This window comes from Mammaliicoccus sp. RAM2 (assembly GCF_045897195.1).
In the GTDB taxonomy this organism is placed as follows: Bacteria; Bacillota; Bacilli; order Staphylococcales; family Staphylococcaceae; genus Mammaliicoccus; species Mammaliicoccus sciuri.
The window spans coordinates 81571-98909 of record NZ_JBJNWI010000006.1; the positions used below are offsets into that span (position 1 = coordinate 81571).

21 protein-coding genes and 1 pseudogene are annotated in these 17339 nt (G+C 31.4%); 6 read left to right on the plus strand and 16 right to left on the minus strand.

Going from position 1 to position 17339, the window contains the following annotated elements; all coding sequences use genetic code 11:
* Positions 1 to 2 precede the first annotated feature (2 nt).
* Positions 3 to 1289: a 4-aminobutyrate--2-oxoglutarate transaminase gene (gene gabT, locus ACJTHF_RS10095; RefSeq protein ID WP_232156793.1), complete on the minus strand. Its 1287-nt coding sequence runs from the start codon at positions 1287 to 1289 to the stop codon at positions 3 to 5.
* 101 nt (positions 1290 to 1390) lie between these two features.
* Here gabT and ACJTHF_RS10100 point away from each other — a divergent pair, with 101 nt between their 5' ends.
* The gene (locus ACJTHF_RS10100) at positions 1391 to 2773 is read left to right on the plus strand and encodes a PLP-dependent aminotransferase family protein (RefSeq protein WP_058590810.1); all 1383 of its coding nucleotides are present in this window, start codon (positions 1391 to 1393) and stop codon (positions 2771 to 2773) included.
* Between the two features lie 85 nt (positions 2774 to 2858).
* Here the strand turns inward: ACJTHF_RS10100 and ACJTHF_RS10105 are convergent, their stop codons facing one another.
* From ACJTHF_RS10105 to ACJTHF_RS10115, 3 genes are all read right to left on the minus strand, one after another.
* Positions 2859 to 3869 (minus strand): hypothetical protein, encoded by a 1011-nt coding sequence (locus tag ACJTHF_RS10105; RefSeq protein ID WP_078355052.1) that lies wholly within the window; start codon positions 3867 to 3869, stop codon positions 2859 to 2861.
* A gap of 62 nt (positions 3870 to 3931) precedes the next feature.
* Entirely contained in the window at positions 3932 to 4519 is a 588-nt protein-coding gene (gene lepB / locus ACJTHF_RS10110) for a signal peptidase I (protein WP_058590812.1), read from the minus strand.
* Positions 4520 to 4541: 22 nt separating this feature from the next.
* Complete coding sequence (locus ACJTHF_RS10115; RefSeq protein ID WP_078355051.1) at positions 4542 to 5417, minus strand: helix-turn-helix transcriptional regulator; 876 nt, start codon at positions 5415 to 5417, stop codon at positions 4542 to 4544.
* Positions 5418 to 5551: 134 nt separating this feature from the next.
* Between ACJTHF_RS10115 and ACJTHF_RS10120 the strand changes: the two genes are divergently transcribed.
* The gene (locus ACJTHF_RS10120; protein ID WP_058590813.1) at positions 5552 to 5800 is read left to right on the plus strand and encodes a DUF3923 family protein; all 249 of its coding nucleotides are present in this window, start codon (positions 5552 to 5554) and stop codon (positions 5798 to 5800) included.
* 90 nt (positions 5801 to 5890) lie between these two features.
* On the opposite strand, the gene ACJTHF_RS10125 is transcribed toward ACJTHF_RS10120, so the two are convergent.
* Together ACJTHF_RS10125 and ACJTHF_RS10130 are read right to left on the minus strand one after the other, a co-directional pair.
* Positions 5891 to 6052, minus strand: coding sequence for a hypothetical protein (locus ACJTHF_RS10125; protein ID WP_153653627.1), 162 nt, complete (start codon positions 6050 to 6052; stop codon positions 5891 to 5893).
* A gap of 28 nt (positions 6053 to 6080) precedes the next feature.
* Complete coding sequence (locus ACJTHF_RS10130; protein WP_037590088.1) at positions 6081 to 6236, minus strand: hypothetical protein; 156 nt, start codon at positions 6234 to 6236, stop codon at positions 6081 to 6083.
* Between the two features lie 231 nt (positions 6237 to 6467).
* Between ACJTHF_RS10130 and ACJTHF_RS10135 the strand changes: the two genes are divergently transcribed.
* Complete coding sequence (locus ACJTHF_RS10135; protein WP_048541552.1) at positions 6468 to 6647, plus strand: VraH family peptide resistance protein; 180 nt, start codon at positions 6468 to 6470, stop codon at positions 6645 to 6647.
* A 46-nt stretch (positions 6648 to 6693) separates the two neighbouring features.
* Here the strand turns inward: ACJTHF_RS10135 and ACJTHF_RS10140 are convergent, their stop codons facing one another.
* The 3 genes from ACJTHF_RS10140 to ACJTHF_RS10150 form a co-directional block, all read right to left on the minus strand.
* Entirely contained in the window at positions 6694 to 7302 is a 609-nt protein-coding gene (locus tag ACJTHF_RS10140) for a YIP1 family protein (RefSeq protein ID WP_078355050.1), read from the minus strand.
* Positions 7303 to 7631: 329 nt separating this feature from the next.
* Positions 7632 to 7739 carry a putative holin-like toxin gene (locus ACJTHF_RS10145; protein WP_078355049.1) on the minus strand — a complete coding sequence of 36 codons (108 nt, stop codon included), beginning with the start codon at positions 7737 to 7739 and terminating at the stop codon, positions 7632 to 7634.
* Between the two features lie 276 nt (positions 7740 to 8015).
* Positions 8016 to 8132: a putative holin-like toxin gene (locus ACJTHF_RS10150; RefSeq protein WP_081047123.1), complete on the minus strand. Its 117-nt coding sequence runs from the start codon at positions 8130 to 8132 to the stop codon at positions 8016 to 8018.
* A gap of 498 nt (positions 8133 to 8630) precedes the next feature.
* Here ACJTHF_RS10150 and ACJTHF_RS10155 point away from each other — a divergent pair, with 498 nt between their 5' ends.
* The 3 genes and pseudogenes from ACJTHF_RS10155 (at position 8631) to ACJTHF_RS10165 (ending at position 11570) form a co-directional block, all read left to right on the plus strand.
* Positions 8631 to 9722, plus strand: a complete 1092-nt coding sequence (locus tag ACJTHF_RS10155) for an efflux RND transporter periplasmic adaptor subunit (RefSeq protein ID WP_078355048.1) — start codon at positions 8631 to 8633, stop codon at positions 9720 to 9722.
* Positions 9719 to 10399 (plus strand): ABC transporter ATP-binding protein, encoded by a 681-nt coding sequence (locus ACJTHF_RS10160; RefSeq protein ID WP_049319519.1) that lies wholly within the window; start codon positions 9719 to 9721, stop codon positions 10397 to 10399. Before ACJTHF_RS10155 ends, ACJTHF_RS10160 begins: the two co-directional genes overlap by 4 nt.
* Positions 10396 to 11570 (plus strand): annotated as a pseudogene (locus tag ACJTHF_RS10165) (ABC transporter permease). Before ACJTHF_RS10160 ends, ACJTHF_RS10165 begins: the two are co-directional and overlap by 4 nt.
* Positions 11571 to 11630: 60 nt before the next feature.
* On the opposite strand, the gene alsE reads toward ACJTHF_RS10165, so the two are convergent.
* The 7 genes from alsE to ACJTHF_RS10200 all read right to left on the minus strand — a co-directional run bounded on the left by alsE (position 11631) and on the right by ACJTHF_RS10200 (position 17333).
* Complete coding sequence (gene alsE / locus ACJTHF_RS10170) at positions 11631 to 12314, minus strand: D-allulose 6-phosphate 3-epimerase (protein WP_049319517.1); 684 nt, start codon at positions 12312 to 12314, stop codon at positions 11631 to 11633.
* A gap of 14 nt (positions 12315 to 12328) precedes the next feature.
* Positions 12329 to 13429, minus strand: coding sequence for a PTS fructose transporter subunit IIC (locus ACJTHF_RS10175; protein WP_232157334.1), 1101 nt, complete (start codon positions 13427 to 13429; stop codon positions 12329 to 12331).
* A gap of 16 nt (positions 13430 to 13445) precedes the next feature.
* A complete protein-coding gene (locus tag ACJTHF_RS10180; RefSeq protein ID WP_048541537.1) occupies positions 13446 to 13898 on the minus strand; it encodes a PTS sugar transporter subunit IIA in 453 nt (150 codons plus the stop codon).
* 12 nt (positions 13899 to 13910) lie between these two features.
* Positions 13911 to 14222 carry a PTS fructose transporter subunit IIB gene (locus ACJTHF_RS10185; protein ID WP_037590079.1) on the minus strand — a complete coding sequence of 104 codons (312 nt, stop codon included), beginning with the start codon at positions 14220 to 14222 and terminating at the stop codon, positions 13911 to 13913.
* A 15-nt stretch (positions 14223 to 14237) separates the two neighbouring features.
* Complete coding sequence (locus tag ACJTHF_RS10190) at positions 14238 to 14621, minus strand: PTS sugar transporter subunit IIA (protein ID WP_058590818.1); 384 nt, start codon at positions 14619 to 14621, stop codon at positions 14238 to 14240.
* Positions 14614 to 16098 carry a BglG family transcription antiterminator gene (locus tag ACJTHF_RS10195; RefSeq protein ID WP_232157335.1) on the minus strand — a complete coding sequence of 495 codons (1485 nt, stop codon included), beginning with the start codon at positions 16096 to 16098 and terminating at the stop codon, positions 14614 to 14616. Before ACJTHF_RS10195 ends, ACJTHF_RS10190 begins: the two co-directional genes overlap by 8 nt.
* 230 nt (positions 16099 to 16328) lie before the next feature.
* Positions 16329 to 17333, minus strand: coding sequence for a zinc-binding alcohol dehydrogenase family protein (locus tag ACJTHF_RS10200; protein ID WP_232157337.1), 1005 nt, complete (start codon positions 17331 to 17333; stop codon positions 16329 to 16331).
* Positions 17334 to 17339: the final 6 nt, after the last annotated feature.

Below are 17339 nucleotides of genomic sequence, written 5' to 3' on the forward strand. Positions count from 1 at the left end.
TCTTAAAGACTAGATTCTAAGATTGATAATCCTTTGTTTAATTCTTGATCTGTAATGACTAACGGTGCTAAAAATCGAATCACATTTCCGTTAATACCAGCTGATAATAATAATAAACCATTTTCATTTGCTGCTTTAACGATTTGTGACGTTTTAACTTTATCAGGTGATTGCGTTTCTGGATCGACAATTTCCATTGCGACCATTGCGCCTAATCTACGAATATCTCCTATAAATGAATGCTCTAATTTAAATGCTTCTAATCTTGATTGAATTGTTGCGCCAAGTTGTTCAGCTTTAGCATTTAAGTTTTCTTCTCCAATAATTTCAATTACTTTTAATGCTGCTTCACATGCAAGTGGATTTCCTGCATATGTACCACCAATTTCGCCTGGATTTGGGCTATCGACAATTTCGCTTCGTCCAACAACACCACTTAATGGGAATCCTGCTGCTAGAGATTTTGAAACAGTCATTAAGTCTGGAATAACATCAAAATGCTCAATTGCAAATGTCTTACCAGTACGTGCAAAGCCTGTTTGAATTTCATCTGCAATAAATACGATACCATGTTCTTCACATATGTCTTTTAATGCATGAATAAATTTCTTATCTGGAATGATAAATCCACCTTCACCTTGTACTGGCTCAATCACAACACATGCTACTTCTGAAGGATCCACTGTTGCGATAAAGAAATTCTTCAAATCTTTAATGACTGAATCTATGTATGCCTCATCACTTAATCCTCCAGGTTTATCTGCTAAATAAGGATATGGCGCTTGATATACTTCTGGTGCAAATGGGCCAAAGCCAAATTTGTATGGTCTTACTTTACTTGTCATAGACATTGTTAAATTTGTTCTTCCGTGAAAGCCTCTAACAAATGATACAACTTGTTGTCTACCTGTATATTTTCTAGCGATTTTTACAGCGTTTTCTACTGCTTCTGCGCCAGAATTTAGTAATACTGTTTTCTTTTTATGGTCACCTGGTGTAATTTCTGCTAATTTCTCTGCTAATTTAATATAACTTTCATACATTATCACATTGAAACCAGGTAAAATAAATCTTTCAAGCTCGTTTTTTAAATGTTCAGTTATTTTAGGATGTGAATGACCAACGTTTAACGTACCAATTGCTCCTGCAAAGTCAATCCACTCTGTACCGTCTTTATCTGTAACTGTTGCCCCTTTTGCAAAATCAGCAATATGTGTATTACCATTACTGACACCTCTTGCTACATATTCGTTACGTAAAGATTCTAATTGTTCTTGAGTCTTACCCATCAAAATCCCTCCTATTGTTTATTTAGTACATATTAAAAAAAGATTGGTATAATGAAAAGTACCAGTTTTTAATTTTTAATAGTACCAAAGGGGCGAACGATATGACTCAAACTTACAAATATAGAGAAATTTATCTCAAATTAAAACAAGATATACTCTCTCAAAAATATAATAGTCACGAAAAATTACCATCCAAAAGACAACTTTCAATTGATCAAAATGTCAGTATTAACACTGTCAAGAATGCTTATGAACAACTTTTTGCTGAGGGTTATATTTACACAAAGGAAAGACAAGGTTACTTTGTTGAGGCATTAAATAAGTTAATCATTCAAGATCAACATATTACGCAACCTTTAAACAATAACCCAACTCAAATTAAATCTTCATATCGTTATTCTTTATCGCATATGACAACAGACATCTCACAGTTTCCAATAGACTTATGGTCTAAATACGTGAAAGAAGCTTTTCATCTTTTCAAACATGAAATGTCAGAAATCCCTGTATATAAAGGGCCGCTTGAGCTAAGAAAATCAATCGCTCAATTGATTTCATACAAAAGAGGTGTCGTTTGTTACCCTGAACAAATCGTTGTCGGCTCAGGTACAGCGAACTTATTAAGCAGCTTATTCAAAGCATTTTCAAACAATCAAAAAATCGCTATTGAAAATCCTGGATATTCTCGAATGAGAAAGCTATTTATCGGCATGGGACAGGATGTCGTTAATATCCCACTAGACAACAAAGGTTTATCTGTTGAACATGTGAAACAGGCAAAGCCTGATTTTGTCGTGACAACACCTTCACATCAATTTCCAACAGGAACCATTATGCCAATTTCAAGAAGAATTGAATTACTCAACTGGGTAACTGAACATAATAAATATATTATAGAAGACGATTATGATAGTGAATATAAATATGGTACAGATAATATTCCTTCATTATATAGTTTAGATAAGAATGAACGTGTCATATATTTAGGTACATTCGCGAAAACATTAATGCCAAGTTTAAGAATAAGCTATATGGTCTTACCCTATCCACTTTTATATAAATTTGATGCGATAACAGATACATCCATTACAGATTTAAGCTTAATAAATGCTTACGCCCTACATTTATTTATTAAATCCGGAAACTATGAGAAATATATTCGTAAAATGCATCATACTTATACTGAAAAGAGAGAGCTTTTTCTAAAAGTATTAAAAAGATCATTTAAAGAAGACGTCTCGATATACGACATGGAGGCAGGTCTTCATTTTCTAATTAATATTAAGACAGACTTAAGTTATCAAGAGATTGAACAAAAAGCGCATGACCACGGTATAGAATTATATACGATTAGACGTTTCATGGCTGATGAACCTGAAAACACACCATTTAAGACACTTATTATTGGATTTGCGAAAATAAATCGAGATGATATCGAACCTGCTATTTTAAAACTAAAAGACATTATATATGATAGCCATTGATAACTATGACATAAAAAATACTTTCATAACCAACGCTTCTATACAAGGTTGGTTATGAAAGTATGATTGTCTTCTATTATATAAACTATTTCTTATAATTGATTTGATAACTTGTGACACTATTAAATGTGTCGCCATTTCTTAAAATTGATGGTGCTGATTCATTTAATAAATTAATATCATTAGGTAGTGATTGCGTTTCTAATGTAAAGCCACTATGTACATGAATAGAGTCTTTGAGATCATTCCAATTTACATCGTTCAATGTAAATATGACAACTTCATTCTGATTAGTCGTCATTTCAAGTTCCAATTTATCATTCGACACTTTGAAAGTGCCATCTTCTAATTTCACTGGATGATCAATACCATTAAATTGCTTGATTTGTTGTAATCCACTTTCGAATATATCTTTAAAAGTTATACTATCTTTCCCAATTTCTACATTAATATTCTCTGTATCGAGAGATTCCACAATTTGATTATCCTTTAGCGGATATAATCGAACGTTATGATGAAGTTGATGGTTTTCAATAGATGCATTTGTTTCATTCAAATTAAAATACACATGATTCATCGGATTCAATAAAGTATCTTCAGTACTCGTTGCTTCATATATAATTGTCCATTTCAAATTCGTTAAATCATATTGATGTGTTACAGTCATATTAATATCACCTGGGAAATGATCAACTGAATATTTCAATTCTACATGATATACAATACGGACAATATCATCTTCATTAACAATGTCATAATCAAACACTTGAGTATGCAACCCATTAGAACCACCATGTAAATTATGCACACCATCATTTTGTTCAAGCTGATAGGATTCACCATTTAATACAAACTGACCATCTTCAATTCTGCCACCATATCTTGCAACAGTCGCACCAAAGAAATAAGGATTTTGCTCATAATATTCTATTAAATCATCACTTTCAGTCGGACCAAGGATAACGGATCTACCATCAATTTTCCAATCGACAATCCGCATACCAAAATTCGTGAATTGAACCTTTGAACGCTCATCATAGATTGTAATCAAATCTATATTCTTCTCTTTATCTAAAGTCTCAATCTCAAATGACATTAGCCTCATCCTATTCTATAAAGTCTACATGCAGTTAATTAAAGTTTAGCATATTGTTCCAATCAATTCTCATTTACATGATCAAACGAATCAGCGTAAAAGTCATATTTCATATTATTCGTTGGTAAAATTCTTATTTTAGCTTTTCCTACAATTTGTTCGTCGGTAATGAGCCCAACATCTTGGCGACTATCATTACTATTCAAACGATTATCACCGAGGACTAAATATTTACCTTCTGGAATTACTTTTTCACCTTCAGAATTTTTTGTATCTGATACATCAAAGTTTTCCGTTAAATATTCCGTGAATTTATGCTTCTTATTAAAATCTAAATAAGGTTCTGCAACTTTTTCATGATTGATATATAATTGATCATTCTTATATCTGACAGTGTCACCAGGTACACCTATTAATCTCTTAATATAATCCTTTTCTTCATTCGCATGAAAAATAATCACATCACCTCTATCAATCGTACCAAGCGTTTTCGAAATTTTACTAACAATCAAATTGTCTTTATCATTAAACGTAGGATACATAGACTGTCCATGCACCTCATATCTACTAAATAAAAAAGTCGTAATAAGCCACGCCACTACAATAGCAACAACGATAGACGCAACCCATTCCATTAAATTCTTAACCACTATAACCCTCCTCAAACTCATACTAATCTTCAAAACTTAAATTGATTGGTTCATCTAATAAATTTCTCTCCATGGACATATTTGTAGAAGGTATATTTAAATCTACGTTTGTAAATTTAATATTATCAACCCAAACTTTACCAGAGCCATTTAATAAAATGCCCATAGAAATCACTTCACTTTGTTCAGGAATATCTAATACTACAGAGTAAATATTCCAACTATTTGTACCTTTAATTTGTCTATTTGACATATTATCGAATTGCAAAATATCTTCATATTTATCATCTACTCTCATCCACAAGCCAGTAGACTCAATAACTTTATCTGTTTTAATAAATGCTGATAATTTCATTCGTTTATTAAGATACTTCTTAGCATTGAACTGTTGCATCATAGTAGCAAAACCATTATTTCTCTTATTATTTCTTGATTCTAACCTTGCTGAAACTTTACCTTGATAAACAACTTCATAATCAATACTCATCACATAATCATCTGGATTACTACCACTTAGAAACCAACCTTTAATATCATTTTTCATATTATATTTTCCTCCTTTTATTTTTACATCTTTCATTATTTTTCTGTATTGTCCGGGAGGTAATCCATAATATTTTTTAAATGCTCTAGTAAAAGCTTCTTGAGATTCAAATCGATAATACATAGCTATATCTATAATTTTATGCTTTGAATTTAATAACATTTGAGCTGACTGAGTAATTCTTCTTCTCCTAATATAATTTGTAAATGAAACTCCAGTATATGCTAAGAATATTCTATGGAAATGATATTTTGAAAAGCCAGCAATATTCGTAATATCTTTAGTAGTTATATCTTCTTGTAAATTGTCTTCTATCCAGAATATAGTTTTTTGAATAATATCATCATATTTCAATATGAATCACCGCCTAAATATATGATAACAATTTAAATATATAAAAATTTGATTCATATTGCTAATATACTAAACGAATGATAATGTAACATATAATATTATATTCTATAAATATACTGAAAAGAGGCATTCTCATGAAAGTATCTTGGGTATTGTGGTGGATTTTAACAATCATTGAAGTTGGTGCATTTTTAACGTTCTCAATCTTTTTATGGTTTAGAGAAGTCGATGCCACTGGAGCTGTGCAAACAACAGAATTAAAATGGTTCTCTATCGGTATCATGGCAACACTTTTTATCATTCCATTCTTAACACAACTCGTTTGGTTAATCGTCAATATCATCACTTCTAAAAAGTTAAAATCTCAAAATCAAAATGTATAAATATAAAATAACGATACACTCCGTCACATTTCACTTAAATAAGAGATAAAGACATAGAGTGTATCGTCTGTTTTTATTAAAAGAGCCACCCTAATTCATGACCTTTTTTACTACTTTATATGCAGCTATTATAAAGAGAAATATTGAAACTCCCCATAATACAGCAGATAAGTTAGTTAAACTTCCTTCTAAATTAGTTGCAATAACTGGAAGTATACCTGCTATTAATATTAATAAAATAATTTGTTTCATAAAGATTCACCCTTTAGTACATTATTCTTTATTTTGGCCATCCTAAATAAATAGCAAAGATAATAAGAACTGCACCAACAACTATAGATCCTTTATAAATATTATGCTCTTTTCTACGTTTTATACCAACTACTACTATAACTAAACCTAATATAAATGAAAGTAACATTATATAAAAACCCATGTGATATACCTCTTTCGTTGTTAATATTATTTTAAAGACTCAAAAACTTATGATATTCATAATATATTTCTTTATAATATAAATGTAACATTTTATACACAATTATGGTAATCATATATATTAAAGAGATGAAAATGATATCTGTTTTACCAGTAATTATATGAGATGGTATAATATGAAATGAATAATCTCACATAAATTATAAGAAAGAATATCAATGGAGGGTTAAGCATGAAAGTAAAAGAATTACTTCAGAAAAGTTTCAACGATTTACTTGAGTTAGAATTAACGGGTTATAATATCGCAGTTGTACTAGTTGCGGTTGTTGTCTTAAGTGTCCTCATCACACCTTTATTTGGGATTCCTGTTGGACTTTTAGGTGGCGCGTATTACTTAAAAAATTATAAATAATATTTAAAGCCCGTTTCCTTGAAAACGGGCTTTATTGATCAATTCATTATATACTTGCTTGAATTAAACCTATTCCAACTACGACAACAAGATAAATCACAGTCCATATTACTACTGTCTTTCCTTTAAATCTACTTGTTGCATATAATACAACTCCAAATAAATATGCTGCTAATAATGTTGATAAATCAAATACACCGAGATAATCATTACTTTGACTAAATACTGCTAAGCTTGTAATAGAGTATTTAACTGGATCTAAACCTACAATTGCCATTATAACTATAACGATGAGATTAAAGATTGTTGTAATTAATTTCACAAGCGTTGCAGATGCGAATAAACTTGAAGCTTTCACATCAGATTTCATAATTTTTGAGATGATAAGAAAAATTAGAAACGAAAAAGCAATGCCTATAATTGGTGCTAAAATACCACCTATGTATGCAAATACTGTAGTAAATGTAGACATTTGATCAATTTCAGTTTCACTTAATCCAGCTTCTTTTAAATCAGCAGTAAGATCAGTTGTTATTGATGTAATCCATATTGAAGCAACTGATAAAATAATGACCAAAATCAAATTCATCAACCACTTAGGTCGTTCTCTATAGTTGTTTAAAGTTGGTGCAAATAATAAATTTGAATGTTTCATCACTATACTCCTTTGCTTTTTGTATAATTTAAGGTTAACATTCATAAAGCATTAATAAAATACTTAATTATATAATTAATATTCTTAAATTTTATAATCGTTATTTAATTTTTGCATAGAATATGATATTCATGTACTTCTTAAGGAACTATGGAAATTAAATATTCATATGATTACTCAACAGAAATAGACAAAATATACCAAATTATGCTATTATGTAAATGAAAAAGGCAACGTGTTGTCACACATTGCCTATGAGCCCGTTAAAAAGACGGTGGATTTTTGATTATGTTAAAAATAACCATCTAAACCTCCAAAGTTAGAGATGGTTATTTTTTTGTGTTTAATTTTATAATTGCGATTACTAAACCTAATAATAGTACGATAAAATTACCGAAACTAAATATTAAGTTCATCACATCGACAATTGAAAACACTAAGGGCATCTCCTTTCTAAAGATTTTGCTGATACTTTCATAAGCATCACCTCACTTTATACTTAGATTAGCCACCATCTATCTAACTTGCTCTGTTATATTATACCAAATTCCCATTATTTGTAACATTATGTTTGGACTTCAATAGACAAAATATGCCAAATTGTGCTATTATGTAAATGAAAAAGGCAACGTGCTGTCACACGCTGCCAATAAGCCCGTTAAAAAGACGGTGGAAAATTTATTAGTTATTAAATAACTATCGCCTCTCCAAAGTTAGCGATGGTTATTTTTTGTGTTTAATTTTATAATTGCGATTACTAAACCTAATAATAGTACGATAAAATTACCGAAACTAAATATTAAGTTCATCACATCGACAATTGAAAACACTAAGGGCATCTCCTTTCTAAAGATTTTGCTGATACTTTCATAAGCATCACCTCACTTTATACTTAGGTTAGCCACCATCTATCTAACTTGCTCTGTTATATTATACCAAATTCCCATTATTTGTAACATTGTTTCAGTATTATAATAGACAAAATATATGTATTTATTTTATAATATATACATAAAAGGCAACGTGCTGTCACACGTTGCCCATGAGCCCGTTAAAAAGACGGTGGCTTTATTTAATTGGTTAATAATAACCATCGAACTTGCTCAAAGTTAGCGATGGTTATTTTTTTGTACTTTTTTATGGATATTTTTAATATTACGCTCTATCACTCATGTATGATTCCGCTATTGTTTGTGAATTACATAAAAAACCATGAATAATTAATTACAAATTTAATATTCTTAAATCTCATAAGTATTATTTTTTATTGTTCCTAACTGTGGTAACATTTCCCATGTGAGAATAAAAATATATAGGAGTGGAATAAGTTGAAGCGTAAATTATTTTGGATAATCGGGATTATCGTTATCGTTTTGTTAGTTGTTGTTGCGCTTATTGTAAAACAAACTACAAATGATACAGACGATAAAAAAGACGGTTATGATACATATAAAGTTAAAAAGGAATCTCCTTTAAGTATTTCTGGTAAGGCTGCACCTACTAAAATTAAAACTTATAACAATAATGATCAGTTAGGTGAATTTGTGAGTACAGTTGTTGAAGATGGTCAATCTGTTAAACAAGGTGATCAATTGATTAACTATAATGTGAATAATCAAAAGCGCCAAGATTTACAAGATAATGTAAATGCTGCACAAAACAAAGTTGATCAAGACTACCAAAATATTAATCAGCAACCGAACAATAATGATTTACAAAACACTTTATCTAAAGATTTAAATACATTAAATGATGCTAACAAGCAGTTATCTCAGTACGACCGTCAAGTAAACGAAAGTATGTATGCTACATTTGATGGTAAAGTCGAAATGGAGAATGATAATGACGCTAATAGTGGTGAAGCAATATTAAAATTAGTCGCGAGTGAACCTCAAATCAAAACTTCTGTATCTGAATTTGATATTACTAAAATTAAGGTTGGCGATGCAGTTAATGTAACGGTGAACAGTACTGGCGAACAAGGTAAAGGGAAAGTGACAAAGATTTCTGAATTACCTACAAGTTACGATGATAGTAACCAAAGTGAATCGATGAATACTGCAGATCCAGAAAGTGAGACAACGCAGACATCTAATCCTGTTTCTAATAATCCAAGTGTTGGTAAAGGCAACTCTAAATATCAAGTAACGATTGGTAAATTAGACATTTCTGTTCGTAGTGGTTTCTCAACTGAAGGAGAAATTCCTTTAGATACGATTAAATTACCTAAGTCTGTATTAACAAAAGGCAATCATGTATTTGTTGTCGATAAAAATCATAAAGTTCATAAACGACATATTAATATTAAACGACAAAACGGTGAAATCTATGTTGAGAAAGGACTTAAATCTGGCGATAAACTGATCATTTCACCTAAGAAAACATTAAATAATGGTGAAAAGGTTGAGATAGCATCATGATTAATTTAGTTAATGTAAATCGACACTTTAAAAACGGAGAAGAAACAAATCATATATTGAAAGATATTAATATATCTATTGATACAGGTGAATTTATCGCGATTATGGGCCCTTCAGGTTCTGGGAAAAGTACACTAATTAATATTTTAGGGTTTATAGATAGAGGGTACACAGGTGAATATCTGTTTGATGATGAGAATTATCAACAAGTTTCAGATAATAAGCTTGCCTTTATTAGAAATAAAACAGTCGGTTTTGTCTTTCAAAATTTTAAATTAATACAAAATAATACGATCATGGAGAATGTTAGTATCCCTCTATTATATTCAGGTATGTCTTCAAAAGAACGTAAACAACGTGTTGAATCTGTCTTAAAAGACGTTGGAATAGCAGATAAAAAACATCTTGTACCGAATAAGTTATCAGGTGGTCAACAACAACGCGTCGCCATCGCACGCTCGATTGTCAACAAACCTAAATTCATTATCGCTGATGAACCAACAGGTGCGCTTGATTCTCAAACTTCTAAAGATATTATGGATTTATTTGTACGACTTAATCGCGAACAAAATACAACGATGATTATTGTTACGCATGATCGTAAAGTAGCTGAACAAGCTGATCGCGTGATACACATATTAGATGGTCGTGTTCAGCGAGAAGAGGTGATAGAATGAAGAACTTACCGAATATCATATCAGTCTCTCTCAAATCTATCATGAAGAATAAACGCCGTAACATCTTTACGATGATTGGTATTATTATCGGTATAGCTGCCGTCATTACCATTATGTCTTTAGGTAATGGTTTTAAAAAGACGGCATCTGATGAATTTGCTGATACGGGTGCGAGTAAAGGACAAGCTATGATTAGCTTCATGCCTGAAAATATGGAAGGCTCTAAAGAAAATCCATTCGACAAACAAGATATTGAGCTCGTCAAACAAATAGATGGTGTCACAGATGCTAAAATTAAAGAAGATGACAGTCAAAGTTATGGAGCAAAAATGACCAATTCACAAAAGCAATCTGACATCAATATCTTCAAAAAAGATCACGTCAACAATGCATCTGAAGGCAAAGGATTCACGCAATCAGATAATGAATTGAAAGAAAAAGTCGTCACAATCGATCAAACGATCGCTAAAAAAGCGTTCAAAGGTGACGCGATTGGTAAGACGTTATTTATAGATGACCAAGGATTTAAAATTGTAGGTATTGTCAATAATCCTATGTATGAAAATACAGTCAATATGCCTAGCGAAACATTCAATCGATATATGGGCGACTTAAGTCAGGAACTTCCACAACTAGAATTAAAAGTAGATAACGATGATAACAAAAAAGAAATCGCTAATAAGGCAGCTAAGCTCTTAAATAAAAGAGGTTCAGGTATGAGCGAAGGTAGTTATCAGTATTCAGATATGGAAGAAGTCATGAAAAGTATTACACAAGTATTCGATGCCATTACGTACTTTGTTGCAGCAGTAGCAGGTATTTCATTATTCATTGCGGGTATAGTGTGATGAATGTTATGTATATTTCAGTCGCTGAACGTACAGAAGAAATTGCGATAAGACGTGCATTTGGGGCTAAGGGTCGAGACATTGAAATACAATTCTTAATAGAAAGTATCGTACTATGTCTAATCGGCGGCATTATAGGATTAATCATAGGTATCTTGATTTCTAAACTTGTAGAAGCCGTTACGCCTGATATGGTTCAAAGTGTTGTGAGCCTAGGATCTATTTTACTAGCTGTCGGCGTTTCAACATTAATTGGTATTGTATTTGGTTGGATACCAGCAAGGTCAGCATCTAAGAAAGAATTAATAGATATAATTAAATAGTTTAAATATAATTTAACCGCCACCTGAGTTGTCGTCCAACTCAGGTGGCGGTATTATTAGTTATACTTCAGTTAAGGCATTATTAAAGTCTGCTATCATTTTGTGCCATGCTTCGTCAATACGTTCATCTAAACCGAATAGCCCGCTTCTTCCCAATATATAAATATCTGGATTGGCTTTTTGAATTTTACTAAATGTCTTCTTATTTGAAGAACCATCCATTTCAATTAAATATTTGTATTGATGTTCATCTCTTAACTTTCTTAATTCTACTATTTTATCTAATGTTTCATCGATAAATTTTTCTCCAGCAAACCCTGGGTCAACGGTCATAATTGTGATCTTATCTAAATATTGAATATATGGTTTAATCACTTCAATGGGTGTTTCTGGATTTAATACGATCCCTACTTTTTTACCTTGATCATGAATCTTATGAATCAATCGGTAAGCGACACCATTGACGACTTCTGCATGTATACATATATAATCTGTATCTACTTTTAATAATTCATCCACCCAAAATGAAGGCTCCGTGACCATTAAATGTGCAGAAATGGGTACGTCAGAAATTTTCTTAACTTGTTCAATAAACCAAGGTGAAAGTGTAATATTAGGGACATAATGACCGTCCATAATATCTATATGATAAGATTCTACGTGCTGATTCAAAAATGTAATCTGCTCGCTAAATTTATCTAAGTCCATCGTCATTAATGATGGTGAAAACTTTACATTCTCCATATGTTAAACCTCCATTAGTATACTTTAATATCGCCTAATTCTATGTCATCTTCTTCGATTTCATCGACCATTTCTTCTGATTCATTTACAGGTTTTTTAAGTAGCACAAGTACTAGAGCCGTAACAATAACATTTGCTACGATAGCGATGACGAAACCTAATGGCTGAGACATTGTTGGAATTGCCAACATGCCACCAAACGGTACTTTCGAGTCAGCGTTCATCACCATTGAAATCGCGCCACCTACTGCACCTCCGATTCCTGTAGCAATAACACATCTAATAATGTCATTTAAAACAATCGGTAAGACGCCTTCTACAATTTCAATAATTCCCATTGGGAATGCTGTTTTTAATGTTTCTACTTCTACTTTTTTATAAATATTTTTACGCATTAATCTTCCAATCCAATATGCAAATGCGAATCCAATTGGTGTAGCTGTGTTAACGACAATCAATGCTGTTATAGGTTCATGAATACCTTGTGCTTGTAAAGTTAAAACAAATGCAAATACTGTCTTATTAATTGGACCACCATAATCGACACTTGCTAATACTCCGATGATAATGCCATAAATTAATTTAGAAGTACCGCTGAGTGATTGCAAATACTCCGTTAAAATATGCGTAAATTGTGTAATTGGCGCGCCGATTACATAGACCATAATAAGCCCACCTATAAGTGAAGCTATAAATGGAATTACAACCATGGGCATTAAGCCTTTTGCCCAATTTGGCATTTTGATATATTTAATAATTAATACAACAAGATAACCTGCCAAGAAGCCACCTATTAAACCTCCGATAAAACCTGATCCAACTGCATTAGCTGTTAAACCAATAACGAGTCCAGGTGCTATACCCGGCTTATCAGCAATTGAATAAGCGATACCTGTTGCAATAACGACTGGTAACATGCCCAGTCCAGCTCCACCAAGTGTTGCAAGTACATCCCAGAATGAATAGCCAGTCTTCGTTAAATCTGTTGATGAATCTCCGCCTAACGCCATTCCAATTGCAATCATGAATCCCGCTCCACATACAACTGGAATTAAATAAGATATTGCCGTAAGTAAATGACCTTTTAAATTCAACTGATTAAAAAATGTTTTCACGTTATCTCCCCCTTTGTTAGTTAGATAAAATTGCTACAACTTCTGTTTTATTTTTAGAATTTAATAATTGTTCAATCACTTCATCATTACTCAACTTTCTTGCGATTAATGATAAGAGTTTCAAATGTTCTTTAGAATTGTCGTTATCTTCACCGACTGCAAGTAAAATAACGACTTTCGCACCTGTATCATCTAAAGATGGCCACTCTACTTCATCTTTTAAGACGCCAATTGCAATACCAACTTTGTTAACGCTACTACTTTTCCCATGTGGAATCGCCACAAAGTTACCAATACCTGTTACGCCTTCTGACTCTCTTTTATAAACCGCTTCTAAAAATGCTTCTGAATTGTCTATATATTGTTCTTTATCAAATAAATGAACGAGTGTTTCTAAAGTTTCTTCTCTATTATTTGTCTCAAGTTCTGTTAAGATTGTGTTCTCATCTAATACATCTATTAAATTCATATAGCATCTCCTTTATTGTTGTGAAATTTGTTCGATTTTTTCTATTAATTTATTTGGAGATTTTATTGCGACATCTGTCGGTATTTCGATGACTTTTTTACCTTCAAATCTTTCTTTAGCGCTTACCTTTACATCCACAGCAAGCAACACGATATCAGCTTGTTTTATATCTTCAGGTGACAATTCATTTTCTACACCAATTGTGCCTTGTGTTTCGATTTTAATATTATGACCTTTCTTTTCAGCTGCTTTTTCTAACTTTTCAGCTGCGATATATGTGTGTGCAATACCTACTGTACAAGCACAAATACTCACGATATTCATATTTCATTCCTCCAATTATATTAATGATTCTACAAAGTCTTCGTCTGCTAAATTTCTCATAAATGCTTTAATGTCTTGCAATACTGCTTGATCTTCTTGTGGTTTAAGATTTAGCAAAATAATCAATTTCAATGACTGGTCATGCCAATTGATAATATTTGTCTCACTTTTAATTAAAAATATTTTAGTCTTTAATATGTTCTCACTTTGAATGTGCGGTAAAATCACTTCTGGGAAAATTTCAATATTCCCATGATGTTCTCGCTCATGTACCTCTTCAATAAAAACACTTTCAGACTGAATGTATTGATTCTTCTTTAACTGACTACCTATTTCTTCTATGACATCTTGATACATTGCGTTAGTTGTATTAATTTCATAAAATAACGATTCATTCATTGTGATCACCTAACATTTCTATCATCTTTCGTAATTTAATTTGATCATTCTTATTAAACATTGCGCTGATGACCACGATTGGAATTTGCTTTACTTCAGGTATATGAACAGTTGAAATAATCAAATCTACTTTATGCAAGTCATCATCTTGTAAATCAAAAGAAGATTTAACATCTACAATCTCAATTTCAGGTACATTTCTGTCTATTTTAGTTTTCAATAATTCAGAAGTACCTATGCCAGTTGTACAAGTAATCAACGTTTGTATTTTCTTCGGATTTCTCTCAAGTTCTTTCGCAAAATACAGTGTTAAAAAGCCTATTTCATCGTCATTCATTTTTTTAATATGATACGTTTTAGAAATTTGATCTGAAATCTGTCGAATAACTGTAAATACATGTGGATATTCAATTTTAATTTGTTCTATTAAAGCATTTCTGACATTTAACCCATGTTCAATTCGATTAAGCATCGGTTTAATATGTTTAAGAAGTTGCTGCTCTAAATCAATATTTTTAAATGAATGATTTAATTCATGACTCGCACCATCTATCAATGCATTTGTTATATCAATGACTTCTTGTGAATATTGCATGTCTTCTTGATTATGCTGAATATTTTGCGTTTCAAATCTTGAAGAAATAAGATATTCAAACAAATAAATTCGTTCATTTTCAGGTAATTGAGTATGAAGATATTGTTCAACATTGCCAATGACCATGTCACTCATTCTATAAAATGATTGATACTCATTTTTTAACTTTATCAATTCAGGTGTCTTTCTATCTTTGTCTTGTTTGATCACACCTCTTTTTCTAAAGCGCATAATTAAAATATATAAATGAGAGAAAATGTTCACATTATAAGGATAAGGAATAATCATATCTTTATAATTCTCAATCTTATTGATTTGTTCTTGAACAAAATGTGCATCTTTATCCTCATTTTGATCGATAACATTATATGCCGAGAAATTAGACAGTTGCCCATCTCCAATGAGTTCTAACAATGCATTTCGAATATCACTTTCATCACCGTTTATAAATAAATGACGATTCTTTCTTTCTAAATTTAAATTAAAACGTTTTAACATCTCTTCAATTTTTTTCTCATCTGTGTTCAGAACACTCTCAGAAATATAATAACGTTCGATAATATTAAAGATAGATATCGATTTAGGGGAGATTAATAATAAATCTTTTGTCATCATATTTCGTCTTTCAATAGGAGAAAACAAATCATTTTGATGAAGTTGCCCTATTTCATGCTGTTCAATATATTCTTTATCATCAATACGATAGCCCTTACCTTTTTCAGATATAATAAGAGGCTCTTTATAATAATCATTTATACGTTTAACAAGTCGATAAATCGTTTTAGTAGAAACATTTAGATGTTTAGCCAATCGATTTGAATCGACAAACGAATGCGCATTTAATAAGTAATGAATTAACTTCTCTTGATTATCACCTTCCATGACTTTTACAACCTCCCTGTAGCTTTATCATAAAACAAATATATGTAAGCGTTTTACTTTTGTTTGTCCATTACAATAGACATTAAAATATCATTCATTATAAACTATCGCGTTACTAAAGTAATGAATTAACTTCTTTTAAACTTCTACATCTGTAAAAAGTCTGCATACCAATTAAAATTGCGCACAAAAAAACTCACTTTAACATAATTGCTAAAATGAGTTTAAAATTATAGTTCTATAAGTGTTTTGTTCGTTTGAAACTGCTCTTGCTCAAAAAATTCTGGGACATCTCCGAATTTAATATGTTTAGTAAAATAGCTTTCTTGTATTTTACCTTGTCTAATTTGCTCAATTACAAATTCAAAATCATCTAATGTCGCATTTCTACTTCCCATAAGTGTTATTTCTTTAGCATGAAAATCTGGGTCTACAAATTCAATCGTGTCTTTAACTAAACCGACATAGACTATTTTACCGCCATGATTAACGTAATTAAATGCTTGTTCCATAGACTTCTTGTTACCAGTTGCATCAAACACAACTGTTGGATATTCATTATCATTTACTGAAAGAATGTCATCAATAATGGAAGGACTAACTACTATAGTTTCATCACACTCCGACCATTCTTTACAAAATTCTAATCTTTCAGCCCTAAGATCAACTACAATAACCTTCGCACCTTTTAATTTAGAGAAACGAGCAACGCCTAAACCTATCGGACCAGCTCCAACAACCAATACTGTTTCACCTGATTGAACATCTGCTCTATTAACGCCATGTGCACCAATACTTAAAGGTTCAATCATAGCAGACATATGAATCGGTAAATCATTAACTTTAATCACATTTTGAGCTGGTACTGATAAATATTCTGTCATACCTCCATCACTATGTACACCGATTACTTCTATGTTCTGGCAACAATTCGTCTTATTATTACGACAAGCTAAACATTTTCCACAATGGACATAAGGTATGATTGTGACTTTATCATCTTTCGAAATATCTTCAACATTTTTCCCAATCTCTTTAACGATCCCTGACAATTCATGTCCTAATATTCTAGGATATTCAAAAAATGGCTGATTACCACCATATGCATGAATATCTGTTCCACATATTCCAATATGTTTTACATTAATTAATATATGATCCTCTTCTATGAAGATTTGTTCTTTAGTTTCTTGAATAATCATTTTCCCAGGTTCTTCACAAACAATTGATTTCATATTATA